This is a genomic window from Sphingobium sp. AP49 (assembly GCF_000281715.2).
Lineage (GTDB): Bacteria > Pseudomonadota > Alphaproteobacteria > Sphingomonadales > Sphingomonadaceae > Sphingobium.
In genome coordinates this window covers 1618694-1636366 of record NZ_CP124576.1, presented here as the reverse complement: position 1 = coordinate 1636366, position 17673 = coordinate 1618694, and the positions used below count along the sequence as shown (strand labels likewise).

General features: G+C 68.6%; 25 protein-coding genes. 3 read left to right on the top strand and 22 right to left on the bottom strand.

The features are described 5' to 3' along the window. Positions 1 to 143: 143 nt before the first annotated feature. From PMI04_RS07925 to PMI04_RS07880, 10 genes are all read right to left on the bottom strand, one after another. Positions 144 to 1220, bottom strand: coding sequence for an OmpA family protein (locus PMI04_RS07925; protein WP_283184871.1), 1077 nt, complete (start codon positions 1218 to 1220; stop codon positions 144 to 146). 181 nt (positions 1221 to 1401) lie between these two features. Further along, positions 1402 to 1905 (bottom strand): DUF2793 domain-containing protein, encoded by a 504-nt coding sequence (locus PMI04_RS07920; protein ID WP_007709214.1) that lies wholly within the window; start codon positions 1903 to 1905, stop codon positions 1402 to 1404. Between the two features lie 32 nt (positions 1906 to 1937). Next, complete coding sequence (locus PMI04_RS07915; RefSeq protein WP_007709212.1) at positions 1938 to 4154, bottom strand: phage tail protein; 2217 nt, start codon at positions 4152 to 4154, stop codon at positions 1938 to 1940. A gap of 11 nt (positions 4155 to 4165) precedes the next feature. After that, positions 4166 to 4567, bottom strand: coding sequence for a C40 family peptidase (locus PMI04_RS07910; RefSeq protein WP_007709211.1), 402 nt, complete (start codon positions 4565 to 4567; stop codon positions 4166 to 4168). Beyond that, positions 4564 to 5373 (bottom strand): DUF2163 domain-containing protein, encoded by an 810-nt coding sequence (locus PMI04_RS07905; protein ID WP_283184870.1) that lies wholly within the window; start codon positions 5371 to 5373, stop codon positions 4564 to 4566. The genes PMI04_RS07910 and PMI04_RS07905 overlap by 4 nt, the downstream gene beginning before the upstream one ends. After that, positions 5370 to 7712, bottom strand: coding sequence for a DUF2460 domain-containing protein (locus PMI04_RS07900; protein WP_283184869.1), 2343 nt, complete (start codon positions 7710 to 7712; stop codon positions 5370 to 5372). Before PMI04_RS07900 ends, PMI04_RS07905 begins: the two co-directional genes overlap by 4 nt. Next, positions 7709 to 8269, bottom strand: a complete 561-nt coding sequence (locus PMI04_RS07895; protein ID WP_007715159.1) for a hypothetical protein — start codon at positions 8267 to 8269, stop codon at positions 7709 to 7711. The genes PMI04_RS07900 and PMI04_RS07895 overlap by 4 nt, the downstream gene beginning before the upstream one ends. An 11-nt stretch (positions 8270 to 8280) precedes the next feature. Continuing rightward, positions 8281 to 8478: a phage tail assembly chaperone gene (locus tag PMI04_RS07890; protein ID WP_007715161.1), complete on the bottom strand. Its 198-nt coding sequence runs from the start codon at positions 8476 to 8478 to the stop codon at positions 8281 to 8283. After that, positions 8475 to 8786, bottom strand: a complete 312-nt coding sequence (locus tag PMI04_RS07885) for a gene transfer agent family protein (protein ID WP_007715163.1) — start codon at positions 8784 to 8786, stop codon at positions 8475 to 8477. Before PMI04_RS07885 ends, PMI04_RS07890 begins: the two co-directional genes overlap by 4 nt. Beyond that, complete coding sequence (locus tag PMI04_RS07880) at positions 8783 to 9190, bottom strand: phage tail protein (protein WP_007715170.1); 408 nt, start codon at positions 9188 to 9190, stop codon at positions 8783 to 8785. The genes PMI04_RS07885 and PMI04_RS07880 overlap by 4 nt, the downstream gene beginning before the upstream one ends. Positions 9191 to 9248: 58 nt before the next feature. On the opposite strand from PMI04_RS07880, the gene PMI04_RS07875 reads away from it, so the two are divergent. Further along, positions 9249 to 9572 (top strand): hypothetical protein, encoded by a 324-nt coding sequence (locus tag PMI04_RS07875; protein ID WP_037487472.1) that lies wholly within the window; start codon positions 9249 to 9251, stop codon positions 9570 to 9572. A gap of 28 nt (positions 9573 to 9600) precedes the next feature. Here the strand turns inward: PMI04_RS07875 and PMI04_RS07870 are convergent, their stop codons facing one another. The 8 genes from PMI04_RS07870 to PMI04_RS07835 form a co-directional block, all read right to left on the bottom strand. Then, a complete protein-coding gene (locus PMI04_RS07870) occupies positions 9601 to 10008 on the bottom strand; it encodes a DUF3168 domain-containing protein (protein ID WP_007715174.1) in 408 nt (135 codons plus the stop codon). Next, on the bottom strand, positions 10005 to 10172 hold the full coding sequence (locus tag PMI04_RS07865; protein ID WP_283184868.1) for a hypothetical protein: 168 nt from the start codon (positions 10170 to 10172) through the stop codon (positions 10005 to 10007). The genes PMI04_RS07870 and PMI04_RS07865 overlap by 4 nt, the downstream gene beginning before the upstream one ends. A gap of 32 nt (positions 10173 to 10204) precedes the next feature. Further along, positions 10205 to 10741: a hypothetical protein gene (locus PMI04_RS07860; RefSeq protein WP_007715178.1), complete on the bottom strand. Its 537-nt coding sequence runs from the start codon at positions 10739 to 10741 to the stop codon at positions 10205 to 10207. After that, a complete protein-coding gene (locus PMI04_RS07855) occupies positions 10741 to 11019 on the bottom strand; it encodes a hypothetical protein (RefSeq protein WP_007715180.1) in 279 nt (92 codons plus the stop codon). Before PMI04_RS07855 ends, PMI04_RS07860 begins: the two co-directional genes overlap by 1 nt. Next, positions 11016 to 11186 (bottom strand): hypothetical protein, encoded by a 171-nt coding sequence (locus PMI04_RS07850; RefSeq protein ID WP_007715182.1) that lies wholly within the window; start codon positions 11184 to 11186, stop codon positions 11016 to 11018. The genes PMI04_RS07855 and PMI04_RS07850 overlap by 4 nt, the downstream gene beginning before the upstream one ends. After that, positions 11173 to 13356, bottom strand: a complete 2184-nt coding sequence (locus tag PMI04_RS07845) for a tail fiber domain-containing protein (protein WP_007715184.1) — start codon at positions 13354 to 13356, stop codon at positions 11173 to 11175. The genes PMI04_RS07850 and PMI04_RS07845 overlap by 14 nt, the downstream gene beginning before the upstream one ends. Positions 13357 to 13519: 163 nt before the next feature. Continuing rightward, entirely contained in the window at positions 13520 to 14638 is a 1119-nt protein-coding gene (locus tag PMI04_RS07840) for a phage major capsid protein (RefSeq protein WP_007715186.1), read from the bottom strand. A 152-nt stretch (positions 14639 to 14790) separates the two neighbouring features. Then, positions 14791 to 15384 carry a hypothetical protein gene (locus PMI04_RS07835; RefSeq protein ID WP_157178196.1) on the bottom strand — a complete coding sequence of 198 codons (594 nt, stop codon included), beginning with the start codon at positions 15382 to 15384 and terminating at the stop codon, positions 14791 to 14793. Between PMI04_RS07835 and PMI04_RS07830 the strand changes: the two genes are divergently transcribed. Beyond that, positions 15362 to 16069, top strand: coding sequence for a phytanoyl-CoA dioxygenase family protein (locus PMI04_RS07830; protein ID WP_007715191.1), 708 nt, complete (start codon positions 15362 to 15364; stop codon positions 16067 to 16069). The genes PMI04_RS07835 and PMI04_RS07830 overlap by 23 nt on opposite strands. 1 nt (position 16070) lies before the next feature. Here the strand turns inward: PMI04_RS07830 and PMI04_RS07825 are convergent, their stop codons facing one another. The 4 genes from PMI04_RS07825 to PMI04_RS07810 all read right to left on the bottom strand — a co-directional run bounded on the left by PMI04_RS07825 (position 16071) and on the right by PMI04_RS07810 (position 17453). Next, the gene (locus PMI04_RS07825) at positions 16071 to 16268 is read right to left on the bottom strand and encodes a type II toxin-antitoxin system HicA family toxin (RefSeq protein ID WP_007715193.1); all 198 of its coding nucleotides are present in this window, start codon (positions 16266 to 16268) and stop codon (positions 16071 to 16073) included. A gap of 3 nt (positions 16269 to 16271) precedes the next feature. Beyond that, positions 16272 to 16634 carry a DUF1902 domain-containing protein gene (locus tag PMI04_RS07820; protein ID WP_007715195.1) on the bottom strand — a complete coding sequence of 121 codons (363 nt, stop codon included), beginning with the start codon at positions 16632 to 16634 and terminating at the stop codon, positions 16272 to 16274. Positions 16635 to 16731: 97 nt separating this feature from the next. Next, positions 16732 to 17148, bottom strand: coding sequence for an HK97 family phage prohead protease (locus PMI04_RS07815; RefSeq protein WP_007715196.1), 417 nt, complete (start codon positions 17146 to 17148; stop codon positions 16732 to 16734). After that, positions 17145 to 17453, bottom strand: a complete 309-nt coding sequence (locus PMI04_RS07810; protein WP_007715197.1) for a DUF6127 family protein — start codon at positions 17451 to 17453, stop codon at positions 17145 to 17147. Before PMI04_RS07810 ends, PMI04_RS07815 begins: the two co-directional genes overlap by 4 nt. Positions 17454 to 17498: 45 nt before the next feature. Here PMI04_RS07810 and PMI04_RS07805 point away from each other — a divergent pair, with 45 nt between their 5' ends. Further along, positions 17499 to 17666 carry a hypothetical protein gene (locus tag PMI04_RS07805; protein ID WP_007715198.1) on the top strand — a complete coding sequence of 56 codons (168 nt, stop codon included), beginning with the start codon at positions 17499 to 17501 and terminating at the stop codon, positions 17664 to 17666. Positions 17667 to 17673 lie beyond the last annotated feature (7 nt).

The window sequence follows — 17673 nt, the reverse complement described above, 5'->3', positions numbered from 1 at the left end:
CTGCCCACCGGACGCCTTGGGTCGGCCAGCCCCGAAAATCTCAAGATCAAAGATGCGGGCGAAAGTAAAAGCGCAAGCAAAAAGGGGCCAGTCTTGCGACCGGCCCCTCTTCTGTTTCCCGTCCCGAAGGATGGGAAAATCTCTTACTGCCCCGAACCCGGACCGTAGGTGATTTCCACGCGACGGTTCTGGACTTCGCGAACGCCGTCCGCGGTTTCGACGCGGGGCTGCGATTCACCGAAGGCCTGGGTCGTGATCACGCCGTCGGGGATACCCTTCGATGCGATATACGCCTTGACCGAGTCAGCGCGGCGCTGCGAGAGGCCGACGTTGTACGAAGCGGCACCCGAACGGTCAGCGTGACCGGCCAGCATGACCTGGGCGCTGCCGCAGCTGCTGTAGGCCGAAACCGCGTTATCCAGAATGGTGGCGGCGTCAGGCGTGACGTCCGACTTGTCCCATTCGAAGAAGACGATGTACGGGCCAGGGCTGCATTCCGCAACCGGCGGAGGCGGCGGCGGGGGCGGCGGGGGCGGCGGGGGCGGCGGCGGAGGCGGCGGAGGCGGCGTTTCGACCGGTGCGCCGAAGTTGTAGGTCAGACCCAGCAGGATGCTGTGGGTACGCAGCTTGGTTTCGGCTTCCGAACCAGCCTGGCCATAGATGCTCTGATAAGCCGGGATCAGCTTGATATCGTCCTGGTTGAAGAAACGATACTTCAGCGAGACGTCCAGGTTGTTCGTGACCGGGTAACGAACGCCCGCGATCGCCTGCCAGGCGAAACCGGTGTCGCTGTCGTTCACGATGTCGCTGGCCAGCTTGCCGCGCGACACGCCGACGCCGCCGCCGACGAAGCCCTGCAGGCCGTCATCGGGACCGAAGTCGAGCAAGCCGTTCAGCATGAACGACAGGGCCGAAGCCGCGCCGCCAAAGCCACCATCGGTGCCGTCGAAATCGATTTCAGCGCGCTTGTAAGCGGCTTCGGCTTCGAGGCGGAAGCCGCCGAAGTCGTAGCCGATGTTGGCGTCGAAATCATAACCCTTGTGGTAGTCGATCGACGGAACCGTCGAGCCGCCCGGAGGGATGGAAGAGAAGGTCAGGTCCTGATCTTCGACCAGCAGAACGCCGGCATCGACGCCAACGTACCAGCTGTTGTCGCGTGCCAAGGCCGGGGTGGCCAGGGCACTGGTCGCAAGCGCAGCCGCGAGGGCAAGCTTCCGCATTTGGATTCCCCTTTCAAAAGTGTCACGAAGGACTGCTGAAACCCTGTATCCGTAAGAAGGTTTCATGGCAAGTCTACAATTAGTGAAACCGTTGCAAAAATAACGCAGTAGGGGTCTCCAAGAGGGTTACCGAAAGGTAATATCAAGCGCTCCGGACGAAAAGCGCGCGGTTACTGCAGAATTACATGCCGATAAGTCCATGAGCCCGCATGGCGTCGAGAAGCGCCGCAATCGCGGTCCGCGCCTCGGCATCCACGGTGCCGCCCCCGCCCGGTGTCGCTATCGGGGCGTGGCGCGGCCCGACGACACGATCGCCCGCGATATAGATTCCATCGATGCGCACCGCGCTATCCCGCCATGCCGTGCCGTCATGCTCCAGCGCATGGCCGCGATCCGCGACCATCAGCCGCAGCCCCGCGCGCGGGGCCACGAAACGCCACCCCCCATCGGTCCATCCCGCAACGCAGCCCTCCTGGTCCAGCCAGGCGCCACCGGCCCCTGCCGGCACGATCCAGCACGCGCCCGGTGCGGGCGACGACGGGGGTGTGGCAATGTCCGCGCTTTCGCCCTGGCCGTGCAGCAACAGGTCGATCCGCCCCAGCGCTTCGTTGTGGAACAGTTCCTTCTGCGCCTGGCCGGCAAACAGCATCGGCAGCGCCCATCGGCTGGTCACGTCGCTCGTCATCATCCTCTCCCATGGTAAAGTCGATCGTCCGATCAGGTCATGACCAGGATCCGCGCGGGCCGTCCCAGCGCGTGCGTGCCGATCTGGCGCAGCTCGATCGTCCGACCTGCGGCATGGCCGGAGGCGCTGTCGGCCGCCACCATCGCCGCATCATAGGTCCAGGCGGTCGCCACCGTCTCGTCCCGGCGGATCAGCACCGCGCCATCCAGCACGCGCACATCATAGCGCTCGGCCTCCTCGCCCAGCGGTACCTCGCCGCCGCTGCTCCAGCGCCAGCCGTTGCGGCTGCGCCGGGTCCAGCCGATCGTCCAGCCGCCGCCGCCATCGGGCCGTGCGGTCAGGTGGACGGGCGACGGCGGTATCAATGCTTCCCCGCTCAGCGTCAGGTCCGCCTCGGCGGGCTCGGTATCGCCGATACCGATCGCCATCATTCGCACAACGCCGCCGACCTCCCCGTCCATCCCCAGCGATGCCAGCGGATCACGCAGCGCCGCCGTCTCGATCAACAGGAAGGGATCACCGGCGGCATGGCTGGCCATGGCCCATTCGCTACCGCGCAGCCCGCGATGCAGCCCCTCCAGCCGATAGCGGGCCGGCCCGATCCGCACCGCGTCGCGGAACTGGATCAGTTCCCGGCCGACCAGGCACAAATTGGCCCCCTGCGCCAGCGCGGCCGGCTCCGCCGGCCCCAGTTCCATATCCTCGCCCAGCAGCGTCACGACCAGCCGGTTCGCTTCGTCCACCAGCAACGTGCTGCCCGGCGACAGGGCCGCCTCCGCCGCGCCCATGATCGCCCGGGCGCCGCTGCGCCCGGCCGGCACCACCGCCCCGCCCTCGCCCTGCAGGAACAGCATCGCGCTGCGCCATCCCGCACCGCCGCTGGCCGCGACGACAAGCTGCGGTACGCTGGCCAGCCCCTCGCCCAGTCGCGGCAGATCGGCCAGCATCAGCCGGCTCGGCCCGTGCGGCGCGTCCACCTGGCGTATGCTCGTCCCGCCGGTCACGCCGGCGGGCGGTGTTCCCCCCGCCCCCGGTATCCGCCGCAGCCGCAACGACAGCGCCATCGCCTCCCATTCCCGCTCCTCGATCCGCCACAGGCCGGGTGTATCCGCCACCGCCACCGTCATGCCCGGCTCCAGCGTCAGCGCCTGCCAGCCGCAACGCAAGGCCATGGTCGCACGACCGGTCCAGGCCGCGTCCAGTCGATCCAGCACCAGCGCCCGGGCCGCGTCGCTGGACAGCACGGCGGGCAATTCGATGCCGCTTTCGGTCCGCCCCGGCCCGGGCCGCATGACCTGCTGCATGCTCAGCTGATAATCCCGCGCCGCGTCATGATGCCGCAGCGACAGAACGGACGGGATGGTCTCTGCCCCGGCACCGGATCGCTCGACCGGGTCGATCGCCCGGCCATTGACCCGTCGGCACAGCATTGCCCCGTCGATGACCGCCATCGCCGTTTCCCTGCGGCTCAGCCCTGCGCCATTCTCGCCACCTTCCAGCGCCAGCCCAAACGCCTCGACCAGCGGGCCGATGCCCCCGGCCAGGTCGGCGCCGCTCGCGGCAAAGCCATCGATCCTTCCCCCGCCCGCACCCACATCCTCCGCCCTCAACCGCCCCGCGCTCAATGCCATGGCGATGGTGTCGATGCCGACCGCTTCCGGATCGGCTTCCACCTCGAAGGTCAGCGACGGGATGCGGTTGCCATAATCGGCCAGCGCCAGATCCTCGAAGACGGCGTAGGCGATCCCCCGGTGCGCCGGCGTCAGCGCCACGCCCTGCGCAGAGGCGATCAGCGGATCGCAGGGCTGGTCGTCGCCGCCGCCATGGACGCGAAATCCACCCAGCATGGTCTTGAAATCGCCCGCCGTCCCGCGCAGCAGATTGCCATCGGCCCAGATCCGCTTCACCGCCCGGATCGGCCGCGCCGACAAGGCCACCGCGAAACTCGCGCTATAGCTGTAGCTGGTGACACTCGCCTGCCCCTTGCCGCCACCGCTTCGTGACCGGTTCTCGCGCAGGTCGGTCGCCCATATCACCGTGCCTGCGACGCGCAGCGTTCCGAACAGCTTGGGGATCTGCGCGCCATAGCTGGACGTCTGGATCTGCAGATCGCTCAGCCGGGCGCCCTGCCGGTCCTTGGGCCTGAACAGCACGGCATGGTCGAGCGCATTGCCGATCAGGCCGCCAATCGCCCCGCCAATGGGACCGCCCAGCGCCGTTCCCACCGCCGTCAGCACCACAGTCGCCATTGCCTCTCTCCTTATGCCCGCCAAAAACCGATCACCGGCCAGGGCGGCGGTCCCGGTGTCTCGACCACCCGCCGCAGCCCGGCATGGGCATGGATGAACCCGCCCGGCACGCCGATCATCAGGTGCAGGTGCAGCGGCCCGGGCCGCACCAGCGTCACGTCGCCCGGCTGCCCGGCCTCGATCCGCTCCAGCCCCGCCGCGCTCAGCCATGCCTCGGCCCGCACGCTGTCGCGCCAGCGCAGCCCATAGGCATGCGGCGCGGTCCGCACATGCCCCGCGCCCGCCAGCGCCCGCTCGACCAGCCCGACACAGTCCAGCCCCAGCGCGGGGTCGCGGCCGTGCAGCCTGAACGGCACGCCCAGCAATGCGCGGGCGGCCGCCACGATCGCCGCGGCCTTCGTCCCGCCGCTCATCCGCCGGGATAGCGGGTCAGCAGGTCGGTGCCCGGCAGATAGGGTTCGCCACGAAAATTCGCCGCATTGCCGAACCGTCCTGCACAGGTCGCCAGCTGCCGGTCGCATCCCGCCACCACCAGCGCCAGCGCGCCCGGTTCCACCGCAAAGGCCGGCGGATCGGCCAAAGTCAGCCGGGCATCGTCATTGTCCAGGATCGCCTGGACCATCCCCGCATTCGCCCCGGTCATCCAGCGCAACCGGCCATAGGCATGATCGCCCGCCACCAGTCCCGCCACGGCGACGCTCCTCTCCTCGACCCCCGTCACCGCCACGATCCGGCGGCGGCCCGCCATGTCGACCCGACATTGCCGGTCCCCCAGCGACGCACGGCAATCGGGCGATGTCGATGGCGCGATCGGCGACGCCATCAGGCTCGCCGCTCCCACCAGCTCGGCACTGAATGCCGCGCCCTTGCGCGTAACCGCGCCGATTTCGCCGCGCGCCAGCAACCGCCACAATGCCCCCGGCGCCTCCCACTGGGTCAGCCGCAGTTCCAGCGCCGCCCCGTCCCAGCGGCCGGCCATCAGATCCCCTTCGCTGATCGCATCGGCCACCAGTGCGCCGGCGACATCGGTGTCGCCCCCATCCAGCCCGATGCCGCTGCGGACGGCCGATGGCGCCATGCCCGGCGCGGCGCGATAGCGCAGGCCGCCAATCTCCAGGTCGCGATCATGGCTGGTCAGGCCGATTGTCACCCCGTCCCGTCGCTCCAGCCGCCAGCAAAAGGCGAACGTGCACAACGCCCCATCCAGATCGTCGCTCATTCGCGTATCTCCACCAGCGGCACCGACGGCGCCTCTCCGGCGGCGAAGGTCGCCCGGTTGATCTCCAGCCGGTCCTCGGCAAAGCGCACCGGCACGTCGAAACGAAAGCCGGCGGTCAGCAGAGCGCCCTCCGCCGGGGCCGCGTCAAAGGCGACGATGCCCATTCCCGCATGCTGCCAGCCGTCCGCCTGCTCCACGCCATCGATCGCGACCCGGATCGATCCTGCCACCGGCCGCGTGATGCGGCGGCCCTGCGTCGCCGTGCCCTCGCCATAATGGCGCATCAGTGCGAACTCGGTCGTGATGCCATCGCCAGCGCCCAGCCGCTGGTCCAGTGGCCCCGGCGGCAATCCCGCTACGCTGCTGCGATCGTCATAGGGATCGGTGAAACGAAAGCCCCGTGCCGCCCCGCGCCGGGCGCGAAAAAAGCTAATCAGCGTCGCAATGTCCGCTTCAGATCGCACCCCCGGCCCGGCGTCGAAAGCCAATCGCGCATCGGCCCAGTCGCTGCTGCGCCGCTCATGCCCGGACGGGCTTTCGACGATCTGCGTCGAAAAGCAGGGCGACAGGCTTGCCTCCCGCCCAATCGCCAGAGGAAAGACTATATCGTCAAAAGCCTGCATCTCTTCCTCTCCATCCAGACTGAAGATGGTGAACCCGTCGCGCGCGACCTGCGGCAGCGCCCAGATGAAGGTGGCGGCGGTCCCCCGCCGCACCGCCGCGTCGGCCGCCGCCGCGATCGCGCGCCATTGCCCCGCCTGTTCGGGCCGCAGCACGAAGCCGGAAAAATAATGCTGCGCACCGATCGGATAGCCCAGCCGCTCGGTCGCCAGGGCAATGCCCCTGGCGGTCAGGCTCGGCCGGTCCTGGGTCACCCAGTCATAATCTTCCAGTTGCAATATATCGAAGGCCGGCGCCGCCCATCCCACCGGCATGTTCGCCCGCTTCGCCTCGGGTGCCGCCGGGTCCAGCACGGTGGGCAGATAGGCCAGCAGATGCGTCACGGCGGCCGGCGCGATCGCCTTCACTGCAGCGCACAGCGCGGCCGTCGACGCTGCCAGCACCGCCCCCGCCGCATCCAGCAACGCGCATTGCGCCGGGGTCAGGCTACCGCGCACATCCGGGATCGACACCGGACTGCCGCCCAGCGCCGCTCGCGCCGCGTCGTCATACAGGCATATCCGCCCATCGCCCGGCATCACCCACCACCAGGGTTCGCCGACCTGGAACAGGATCGGAAGGCCGGCATCCAGGCCAATGGAAACAAAGGTACCTGCCACGGCGTGCAGATAGGCCATCGCACCGCCATGCGCGGGGGACAGCAATGTCGACGGCGGCGCCCATCCCGTCAGTGCCGGGTCGCCATTCTCCGCCCGCTGTTTCCAGTCGTTCCAGCAATGGGCGTCGAACAGCTCATAGGATAGCGACCAGATGATCCCCAGCCCCATCGCCTTGGCCCGCCGTGCGAAATCCGCGTGCCAGGCGGCACAAGGCCCATTCAGCACCCCGCCCGCCAGGCTCACATACAGCCCGGCGCCCAGCCGCTCGAGCCGGAAATAATGGCTCATCCCGACATAATGGTTGATCGCTCCGCGATAGCCCAGCGCATGGATGCTCGCCACCACCCGCTCGGGCGTCTGGTTGAAGCAATCGTCATAGCCGGTCGCCATGCTCAGCCCATGTTCCGGCAGCATGACGTCGCCGATCGCCAGCACCGATCCGGCCCCGTCGCACCGTATCGCGCTGATTTCGGCCCAGCCCTCGACCGCAACGGAAAAGCCGGTATCACCCGCATCATAGCCGGGCGGCACCAGCGAGATGAACATCCGATCGACATCGCCCGCCCAGACCGTGTCGGCCTCGTCGGGCAACAGGTAGCCGCCTTCCAGCATCGCGAAATCCAGCGATATTTCCGCATCTTCGGGATCACCGCTGGCATAGTTCCACAGCCGCACATACCAGGCGCGCGGATCGCCGTCGGCATCCCGCCCTTCGATCGTCAGGGTCGGCCCATGGGTCTGGTCCAGCCGTCGCAGCCCGCCGCTGCGCCAGCGAAAATGCAACTGGCAGGCGCGAAAGTCGCGCGCCGTTTCATAGGCCAGCAGCTTATGGCTCCAATCATCCTGCGCGTCCCAGATCAGCCCGGCCAGGTCGCCCGATCCGTGGAAGACCGCCTCGACCCGCAGCGCATCGGGTGCCGTCGTCACCACGCTTGCCATCATCGGGCGGGGGAAATTCACCGTCCAGTGGGTCGGTGCGAAACGCTTGATGTAGCCGCTCTGTTGTCCACGCCCCTGTGCCGGCCCCGCATCGGCCAGCCAATAATCGATCCCGCTCATGCCTGCAGCGCTCCCTTGACCGCACGCGCCACCTGCCGCGCACTGCGCGCCAGCAATTGCGGCTCGCTGTCACTGCCCCGGCCCCGCACCGCGATACTCACCCTTATGTCGCGCGCGCCGCCGCCCGCCTGCGGCACCACCTGGCCGCTGCTCGTCGGCACGAACAGTTCAGGGCCGCGCTCGCCGACCAGATAGCCGCGCCCGGGCGCCACCGGCCCGCCCGTCGCCCGACCGGGCAACCCCATCGCCGCGCTCAACAGCGACGCGCCAAGGCTGGCCAGCCCACCGCCCCTGCTGCTGCCGCCGCCGATGGTCGATCGCAACGCGCTGGCGGCAATTTCGTCCAGTACCGACAGCGCGATCCGCCGCAGATCCTCAAAGCCGAACTTGCCGCTGTGCACCGCCCGCAACAGCCCCTGTTCGATCCGCCGCCCGGCCCGGTCCGCACCCGCCGCCAGCGGCCCCTCCAGTCCCGCCCGCATCGCTTCCACATCGCGGGCCAACCCCTGCGTGTCGGCGCGCACCCGCACCACCAAAGTCTCGATGTCCTCGTCCATCTCCACCCCCGTCAGTCCGGCATCAGCGTTCGCAACCGTGCCAGTTCGCCCATGTCCAGCCCCTCGGCCGGCCCCTCGTCGCCGCGCATGGCCGCCAGCACCGCCTCCAGTTCCGCCGGGGTCGCGCGCCAGAACTCGTCGGGCCGCCAGCCCAGCAACCAGCCGGCGATCCCCGCCAGCCGCACCGCCGCCTCGGCAAAGCGCCTCATGTACCCGCCAATATCTGCTGCAAAATCGTCTTCAGCACCGGGGTCGCCCGCGCCAGGCCCGCCACCACGATCGCCTCGCCCAGCGCCTCGCGCGTCACGCCGTCCTCGCGCCCGACGACACAGTGCCAGAACAGCGTGGCCATATCGCCCAGCGACAGCCGGCCGTCGGCCGCCCGCTCGACCAACGCGAACAGCGGCCCCAGCTCCGCCTCGGCGGCCACCAGCGCCTCGAAGCTCGGTCGCAGCACCAGCGTCGCGCCGCCGACCGCCAGCACGGTCTCGCCGCGTGCGGCATTGGCCGCGCTCATTCGCTCACCACCGCGCCGGAGCTTTCCAGGCTCAGCGCATAGTTGCGCTCGCCATTATAGTCGCCGGCATAGTCGAGCCGCGTTACCAGGAACCGGCCGCGCATCCGCTCGCCGCTCTCGAAGCTCAGCTCATATTCCTCGATCACGCCCGACAGCGCATGGTTGCGGATGCGCACTTCGGCCGCCGATCCGGTAAAGATGCCCGCCGCCGACACGCTGACCGATCGCACCCCCGCGCCCGACAGCAACTCGCGCCAGCCGCCCGAATCCTTGTTGGTGATGTTGACGGCCTCGCCGTTCACCGACAGCTGAGTGGTGCGCATGCCAGCCACCGTGGCATATGTTGCCGGAACATTGCCATTCCCCACCTTCAGCAGAAACGCACTTCCTTTTTCGACGCCCATGGCGCATTCTCCCGTCAGACAAAGCGTTCAAAACGCGGGTTAAGGAGAGGTCTGAATGTTGCTCGTCGTCGCCCCCCTGATGATGATGCTGGCCGCAGCGCCGGCGGCCGACGCGGTCGGCAATGGTCGCAAGGCCTTTTCCACCTGCCTCGCCAGCCAGACCAAGCCGGCGCTCGACAAGAAGCTGTCGCTTGGCGACTTCCAGAGTGAGATCAAGAAAGCCTGCGCCGACAAGGAAACCGCCTTCCGCACGGCCATCGTCGCGCAGGACAAGGCGGACGGCATGTCGGACAAGGATGCCCAGTCCGACGCCGACGATCAGATCTCGGAATATGTCGACAAGATCGTCGCCGAATATGAGGATTATAATAAGCCGGGCTGACCCGCCGCGCCTGGCGCGGTCCGGCGGCTCACTCCTCGCGGACCGCCCGGATGCGATAGTCGACCAGTGCCTGCCAGCCCGTCTCGCCGCGCGCGTCGACCCTTGCCACGCGCGACCGCAACAGGCTGGCGGTCACGATCCGCCAGCCGTCGACCGCCCCGGCCACGCTTCGGATCGCCGGCTCGATCCGCGCCAGCATGTCGGCCAGCCGCCCGGTCGTCTCGGCCGCATCGCGCAGGCTGATCGTCAGGCGCAGTTCGCGCCCCTCGATATCCTTCGCGCTCCAGTCGCTGCCCAGGCATTCACCGACCACCGCATAGGGGCTGGTCGCGCGCACCGGCATGCCGTCATACAGGCCGTTCACCCGGTCCATCAGCCCGGCATCCGCCTTCAGTGCGGCAATCACCGCGCCGCGCACCACCATTTCCGCGCTCATTCCCTGCCCCTCCCCGCTTCGCGCAGCGGCAATTCCCGCATCCAGCGCCGCGCCAGGCCGTGCCCGGACAGGCGCACCGCCTCGCCCTCGATCGCCGCCGTCACGCCCAGCCCCGCCAGCGCCTGGACGATCGCCCCGCGCCGGTGCGCGGCCCGCCTCTGCACGGCCGCCGCCAGCCGCGCGATGATCGCCGCGCTCATGACAGCCGCATCCGGCGCCAGGGCCGCCACAGCGCGCTGACCACCGCCGGCGGCGGCCCGCCCTCGTTGCCGCGCGCGGTAAAATGATCCGCCGCCAGCCGCACGATCCCCTGGCGGATCGGTTCGGGCAGGCCGTTCATGTCCGGCGCCATCCCCGCCTGATAGTCCACCGCCAGCCGCATCGCCGGGTCCGGCTGCATCGCCCGCACCCAGCCATCGCCCGACGCATCGATGTCGATCGCATAGCGATCGGTCGCCAGCGCCGTCAGCATGCCATCGCCATCGACCGCCTCGACCGTGCCGATCGCCACCACCGGCCGCGCCGCCAACCGATGCCAGCGCCCGTCGGACGCCACCATCTCGCGCGCGCTCCGCCGGATCAGCCATTGGCCGACAAATTGCTCGCACAACGCCGCCGCGCTGCGCAACAGCCCCGCCAGCACCGCATCCTCGCCCCCGCTCTCGATCCGCAGATAGGCCTTCAGCTCCGCCATCGACGCCGCCAGCCCGGCGCTTTCCTCCTCGACCAGCATCAGCGCTCCTCCACCCGAAATATGATCGATCGCTCGTCCACCTGCCCGTCGGACAGGGTCACCCGGTTGGTGACGCGGTACAGCCGTCCTGCCATGCCGCCCTCCAGCCGGGCGCTGCTGCGCTGCGGTTCGTATGTTGCCAGCACGATGGTCACCCCGCCCGCTTCCTGCGGACTGACGCTCCACTGGCTCGCGACGATGCTTTGGCCGGCCAGATAGGCCGACCAGTCGATCGCATGGTCGATCCGCGCCTGCGGATCCTTGATGTTGAGGTTCATCGGATTCTGCTCCCCTCGTCCCGTTCCGGCCGGATGATGTCGGTCCCGCGTCGCACCCGCGCCGCCTGCTCCGGTCGCACCCCCGCCCCCCATGGCCCGGCCCAGCGCACCGGCCCGGATCGCACGTCGCCGATCACGCCGGCGCCCAGCGCCTCACCCGCCAGCATGAGTACCGCCCTGCAGCGCTGCCAGCGCCGCCTCGATCCGGTCGATCCGCCGCCGCTGCCACGCCGCCTCCAGCGCCAGGCACTCCTCGTACCGCACCCCCCAGCGATCGCCGGCTGGCCGCGCCGCACGCACCTCCCGCCCCTCGCCATCGCATTGCGCCGGTTCCGCCGCCCAACTGTCATGGCACAGCAGCCCCAGCCGCACCGCGCTGCCGGCGCCCATCCGCGCATCGATCGCCGCGCCCAGTTGCTGCGCGACCAGCCCGACATGCCAGCGCGCCGCATCGCCCTTGGCGGCGCAAGCCTCGACGAAACGGAACCGCTGCCAGGCCACATCGCCCCAGGCGTCCAGCAGCGCGTCGGATATGGCCCCAACGTCGCATTTGGCCCGCGCGTCGGATGTGTTGATCGCCCCGCTCGCGGCATAGACCACCGACCAGCGATAGGCGCCGGCCCCCAACGGCTGGCCATTGTCGCCCAGCGGCCGCAACCCGCCATCGATCGCCGTCACGCCGTCGGCCCGGCCGATCCGCAACGGGGTCGAGACATAGGTGCCGCTGTCGTCATAGCGGCGGATCTCGAAATCCGATCCGGCACTGCTGCCGCTTTCCGCACTGCCGCTCTTGTTGACCGACCAGCGCGCCAGCGCGCCAGTCTGCAACTGCAGGCCATTGGTGTATCCGGCATCGGTCGATATCCGGGTGGACAGGGTCGCCGCGCCGCCGACCCGGCTGACCTCCAGCGCACTCAGCACCGCCGTTCCGCCGCTGATCGCCACGCTCGCGGCGGACTGGGTGGCGATCGTCCCCAGTCCCAATGTCGCCCGCCCGCTTGCCGCGTCCGCATCGTCGACCAGCGACCGGCCAAAGCCGGTAAAGGTCGCCATGCCCGCCGTTCCGCTTCCGGTGAAATAGGGCAGCCGATCCGCGATACTGGCCAGGCCCGCGATCGCGCCCAGATTGGCGCTTACCGCCTGATAGGCGCCCGGCCCGGCCGCCTGGACCCAGCTGATCGCGCTGCTGCCCAGCGTGCCGCCGGCATTGGCGGTGCAGACCCAGGCGCGATCGGCATTGGCGCTGCCGCTCTCCACCCAGACATGCGCATTGGGGATCTTGGCCCAGCCGTCCATGTCCGCCGCCCGGGTCCAGGCCCCGCTCGCCGCCAGATAGAGGCCATTGTCGGCCGCGACGCTCTGGTCCTTCACCAGGATGCGGTCGCCGCTGGCGGTCGTCACCCCGTCGATCACCTGATTGCCGGTCAGCGCGATATTCGCCGTCGTCGCCAGCCGGACACTGGCCTTGCCATCGATCGCCTGAATCTGCCCGTCGACATAGGCCTTGGTCGCGGCATGCAGATCGGCGGCCGGCGGCCCGTTCAGGGTCAGCGCCCCGGTCATCGCGTCGCCGCCGCGCTGCACCGCGCCGGTCAGCCGGGCATCATCGCCCGCCGCCAGGCTGCCTGCTCCGGTCCCGACATTGCGGGTCGCCCCGTCGCCCAGCCCCAGCGCCGTCCGGGCCGCGCCCGTACTGGTCGCGCCGGTGCCGCCATGGCCGATCGCCAGCGTGCCCTCCAGGGTCAGCGTACCGCTGCCCGTCACCGGGCCGCCGGCAAAGCCCAGCCCGGTCGTGCCGCCCGCCGCATCCACGCGGGTCACGCTACCCTCGGCATTGCTCGTCCCGGCACCGATATGCGCCCGCATCGCCGCGCCATCGCCCAGTTCCAGCAATGCGCGCCCGAACCCGGTGGTCGTCAGCCCCGCCAGCAGGTCGAGGCCTGCGCTGGCCGGCTGCCTGTCTGCCAGCGCCGCCGCCAGCCCGGCGATCTCGTCCAGCCCATGGCCATGCCCCTCGACCGCCGCGATCCAGCCGCTGTGCAGCACCAGCCCGATCCGCTTCTCGCCCGGCGCAAAATCCACCGCATCGCCCCCGGCCGACGATGCCAGCGGTTCGCGCACCAGCCGCCCCTCGCTATCCAGCGTGCCGCTGCCCGCCTCCCACACCGCCGGGTCATCGACCCCGACGATCATATAGGGAAAGCGCGCGCCCGCCCCCAGGGCGTCGGCAAAGCGCCGATAGCCCGGCAACGCCCCGCCGAGCAGCAATGGCCCGTCGCCGACATCGAAACAGACCTCGCGCACCAGGTCCGCCATCGTCCATTCGCTGATCGCCACGCCCCTCTCCCCCACAAATCCAAAAAGCCCCTCTCCTTCAGGGGAGGGGTTGGGGTGGGGGCGTTCCCCCACACCCGGCACCGTTACGAAGCGGCGAACTTCATCAGCTTGCCGCCGGCTCGTTTACGAGGCGGAAAACTTCATCAACTTGCCGCCGGCTCGTTTACGAGGCGGAAAACTTCATCAACTTGATCGCCTCCGAATTGGCCACCGCGCCGCCGATCCGCTTGACCGCGTAGAAATGGACGAACGGCTTGTTGCTGAACGGATCGCGCAGGATGCTGGTGTCGCTGCGCTCGGCGATGACATAGCCGGCCTGGAAATTGCCGAAGGCGATCGACAGGCTGTTCGCGGCGATGTCGGGCATGTCCTCGGCCTCGACCACCGGATAGCCCAGCAGCGTCGCGGGCTGCGCCCCGCTCAGCCCGGGTTGCCAGATGAAGGCGCCATCGCTCGTCTTCATCTTGCGGATCGCGGCCAACGTGGCGCTGTTCATCACGAAGCTCGCCCCCTGGCGATAGGGCGCGCGCAGGCTCTGGACCAGGTCGATCAGCTTGTCCTGCGGGTTACTGCCGACAAAGGCACCGGCCGCCCCCGACGCCACATATTGCAGCGCCCCGAAGGCGCGCACGCTGTCGGCCTCATTGGTCGTCGTATAGGTCAGGAAGCCCTTGGGCTTGTTCGTGCCATTGCCGTTTACAAAAGCCGCCCCCTCGGCCACCGCGAACTCGCGGGCAATCTCGCCCGCCAGCCAGCCCTCGACATCGAACTGCGCGTCGTCCAGCATCGCCTGGCTCGCCGCCGGATTGGCGTAAAGCTCGCCCGATGGCGGTGCGATCTCGTTGAAGCTCGGCGTGCCCGTCTCGGCCCGCGCGCCGGTCTCGCTCGCCCAGCCCGACACGATCCCGCCCGCCGTCACCAGCTTGCGATAGCCCGCCGTCCCGGTGCGCACGACATTGGCGATGCCGCGGATCGGCGAGATCGCCTTCAGGGTAGACCCGATCAGCTGGTCGATCTCGCGCGGCACCGCATAGCCGCCCGCCGCCCCGCTGGCGCCGGAAAAGCTCTTCAGCTCCACCCCCGCTTCCAGTCCCTGCCGCAGATAGCGCTCGACAAAGGCGCCACGCGCCGGATCGACCTCGCCCCCCTTCACCCCATCGAGCGCCGGCCGCCCCATCTGCACCCGCATCGCCCCCAGCTGCGCCTCCAGCGCCGCGATCCGTTCGTCCTGAAGCACAGCGTCAAACGCCCCCTCCAGCCCGTCGCTCACCACTTCCGTCATAACCATCTCCCGCTTGCCAAAACGAAAAAAGGCGGCCCCAATGGGACCGCCCACAAAAAGAAAATCCTCGCCCCATCGGGGAGAGGATACGGAGCCTTGGCGGCAAAGCCGCCTAGGCGCAGTTGGAGAGGGGAGTGCCTCCCCCTCTTCCGTCATCCGAAATAGAGATACCAGGCCAGCCTTTCCCTAGGCGACACCAGGATCAAGCCCTCACCATGATTGAATATCCGATACCAGTTACCCGTTTCGCCTCGAGCGCGCTGATAGCGATCGGCCAGCTTCAACCTTTTCGATGTGGCGGACTCGCATGTCGTTCCCTGATCGGCATATAGCGTAATCTGCTGCTGGTCCGGCCCGACAACGGCATATTGGCCATCGGTCAATCGCAACGGCGTTTGATACCAACCGATCGGCCGGGTCGCCCGGTTGGAAAATCGAGTGATCGTGGTCGATGAAATACGATAAGCACCAAAGCTGCAGCCATCCCGTAGCCCAGCTTGCTCGCCGAACGCCAATATCTCGTCCCATTCAACCTCGGGCGGCAAGGCGCTGCGTGGACCAGCCCACTTCGCCCACCCACAAAATCCGAGCAAAAGGAAAAACGGCAGGGTCATCAGGATCAGGCAACCGCGCCACATCCTCTCGCCAACCAGCCTTCGCTTTTCCTCGCTGTCCATAATCCCTCCATTCCCGCCGGATGAGCTAGCTTCCAAAGATGAAGGGATGATTGTTCCCAGTTCGGTCATCGCCTACGGTCCGTCCATGCCCCTCACCCTCGCCACCCACGGCGCCCAGCATCTCCCCGCCGCGCTGTCCCCTGCCGATCTCGCCACGATCGAAACTGCCCTCGCCGATCTGCCGCCCGACCAGCCAGGCCTGCGCCTCGCCAGCCTGCCCGCGCTTGACCGATTGCTCGGCCCCACCGGTGCGATCGGCCGCCACGCCGCCGCGCAACAGGGCGCGGCCAGCCGCCCGGTCCGCGCCATCCTGTTCGACAAGAGCGCCGCCACCAACTGGGCGCTGGGCTGGCATCAGGACCGGACCATCGCCGTGCGCCGGCGCATCGATATAGCGGGCTTCGGCCCCTGGACGATGAAGTCCGGCATCCAGCATGTCGCCCCGCCCCAGTCGCTGCTTGACGCGATGGTCACGCTGCGCCTCCATCTCGATCCGGTCGATGCCGACAATGCCCCGCTGCTGATCTCGCCCGGCTCCCACCATCATGGCCGCGTCGCCGAAGCCGATGTCGCCGCCCTCGTCGCAAGCTGCGGCATCCAGCCCTGCCTCGCGGCGCGCGGCGACATCTGGCTCTATGCCACGCCGATCCTCCACGCCTCCGACGCCGCCACCAACCCGCGCCACCGCCGCGTCCTGCAACTCGACTATAGCGCCGACCGGCTACCCGACGGCCTGGAATGGCTGGGGGTGTGATTTAGAAAGCCTTGTTCAGACCTGCATCCTTCAAAATGCCGTTGGCGGTATGCCGCACCTTCACGCCCCGATCGAATACGAAGCTGCGACCGCTGATAGGACTGAACCAGATTTCATGATCGCCCTTGCCCTTGCGGATCAGATGGCAGCCTGCATCTAGCAACAGGCGCTCCAACTGCCGCCCATAGCCCGTAACCACGGCTCAGGCGATCGCAACCGCCAGCGGACTGTCGAACACAGGCAGGATACTGACGGGCGGACGATGCGCGGCTAATTTCTTGGATTTGCCGAAAGACGCCAATATTTCAGCGCAATTGAGTTCGATCAAATCCGGTGCGACATCCTCGATCCTGCGAATAAGATCATGAACCGTATCGGCTTCGACACGCAGCCCGGGAATGTCCGACGCGGCAATATACCAGCACCCGCTTTCCTCATCCTGCGCGATATGCACTTTCAGTTCGATCGTTTTCGGCACGTCAATTCCCATCCACCGGTGCCCCCGCTGCATGGTCGCAAAAAGAGTCTTAATTTTCGTAACGATCAGGCTGCCGTCAGCGCTCATATGGCGAACTTTCCGACAGCTTCAACCCGGTCCATACGCCTGCCCCCTAGCTGCGACGCGAAAGATTGTCACTAAAGTTTGCACATTGCAAACCTGTTCACCCCTCCACCGCCACCACCCGCGCCAGCGGCTGCATCGGGTGCGTGACCAGGCTCACCTCCACCAGCTCCAGCGCCAGCAATTCGCGCGGCCCCGCGCCCCGCGCCGCCTTCACCCGATAGCCGAAGCTCAGCCCATCGACCGCGCCGGCCGCCAGCATCGCCGCCGCTTCCCGCCCGGCCGCGCTCACCCGCGACACGCGGCCGATCACCCGCAGGCCGCGCCGGTCCTCGCGCGCCATCTCGATCCGGCCGATCGGCGCGCCAGGCCGATGCTGCCACAGCAAGGGCACCTGCGCCGCCGTCACCGCGCCGAACGCGCCCGGCCGCACCACGTCGCCGCCCCGGTCCACCCGGTCGAAGATCGCGGCATAGCCGGCGAAGCGCAGCGGCCCGGTTTCCTCCCGCCCGCTCATCCCTTCACCAGCCCAATGAGCCCCATCTTCACCGCCATCCCCAGCAGCACCAGCGCCATGACGATCCGCACCGCCCAGCCGATCGCCGCCCCGCGCGCCGCCTTCTTCGCGTCGCGCCAGGCGCGCAGCAGCTCGCGCAATTCCCGCATGTCGGCCTCGGCCCGCCGGTCCTCCAGTCCCAGCCGCGCCAGCGCCCGCCCGGCGCCCAGTTCGCTCGCCTCCTCGATCAGCGCCCGGATCATGACGATATCCAACGGTGCGCCCTCGGCCTGCGCCACCAGCCGCGCCAGCATCTCCTCTTTCATGGCCCCACCTTCCCTTGGGCGCCGCGCGCCCCTATCTGGGCGCGCATGAAGCGCACCCCTCGCAAATTGCTGATCGCCCTCGTCATCCTCGCGCTCGGCCTCATCGCCTGGCATTTCGGCCTGTTCCGCGCCGGCGACTGCCTGCTGCAGGGCGGCAGCTGGAACATGGACAACGGCTTCTGCCGTCTCGACAGCCTCGCCCGGCCCCTGTGAAGCGGGT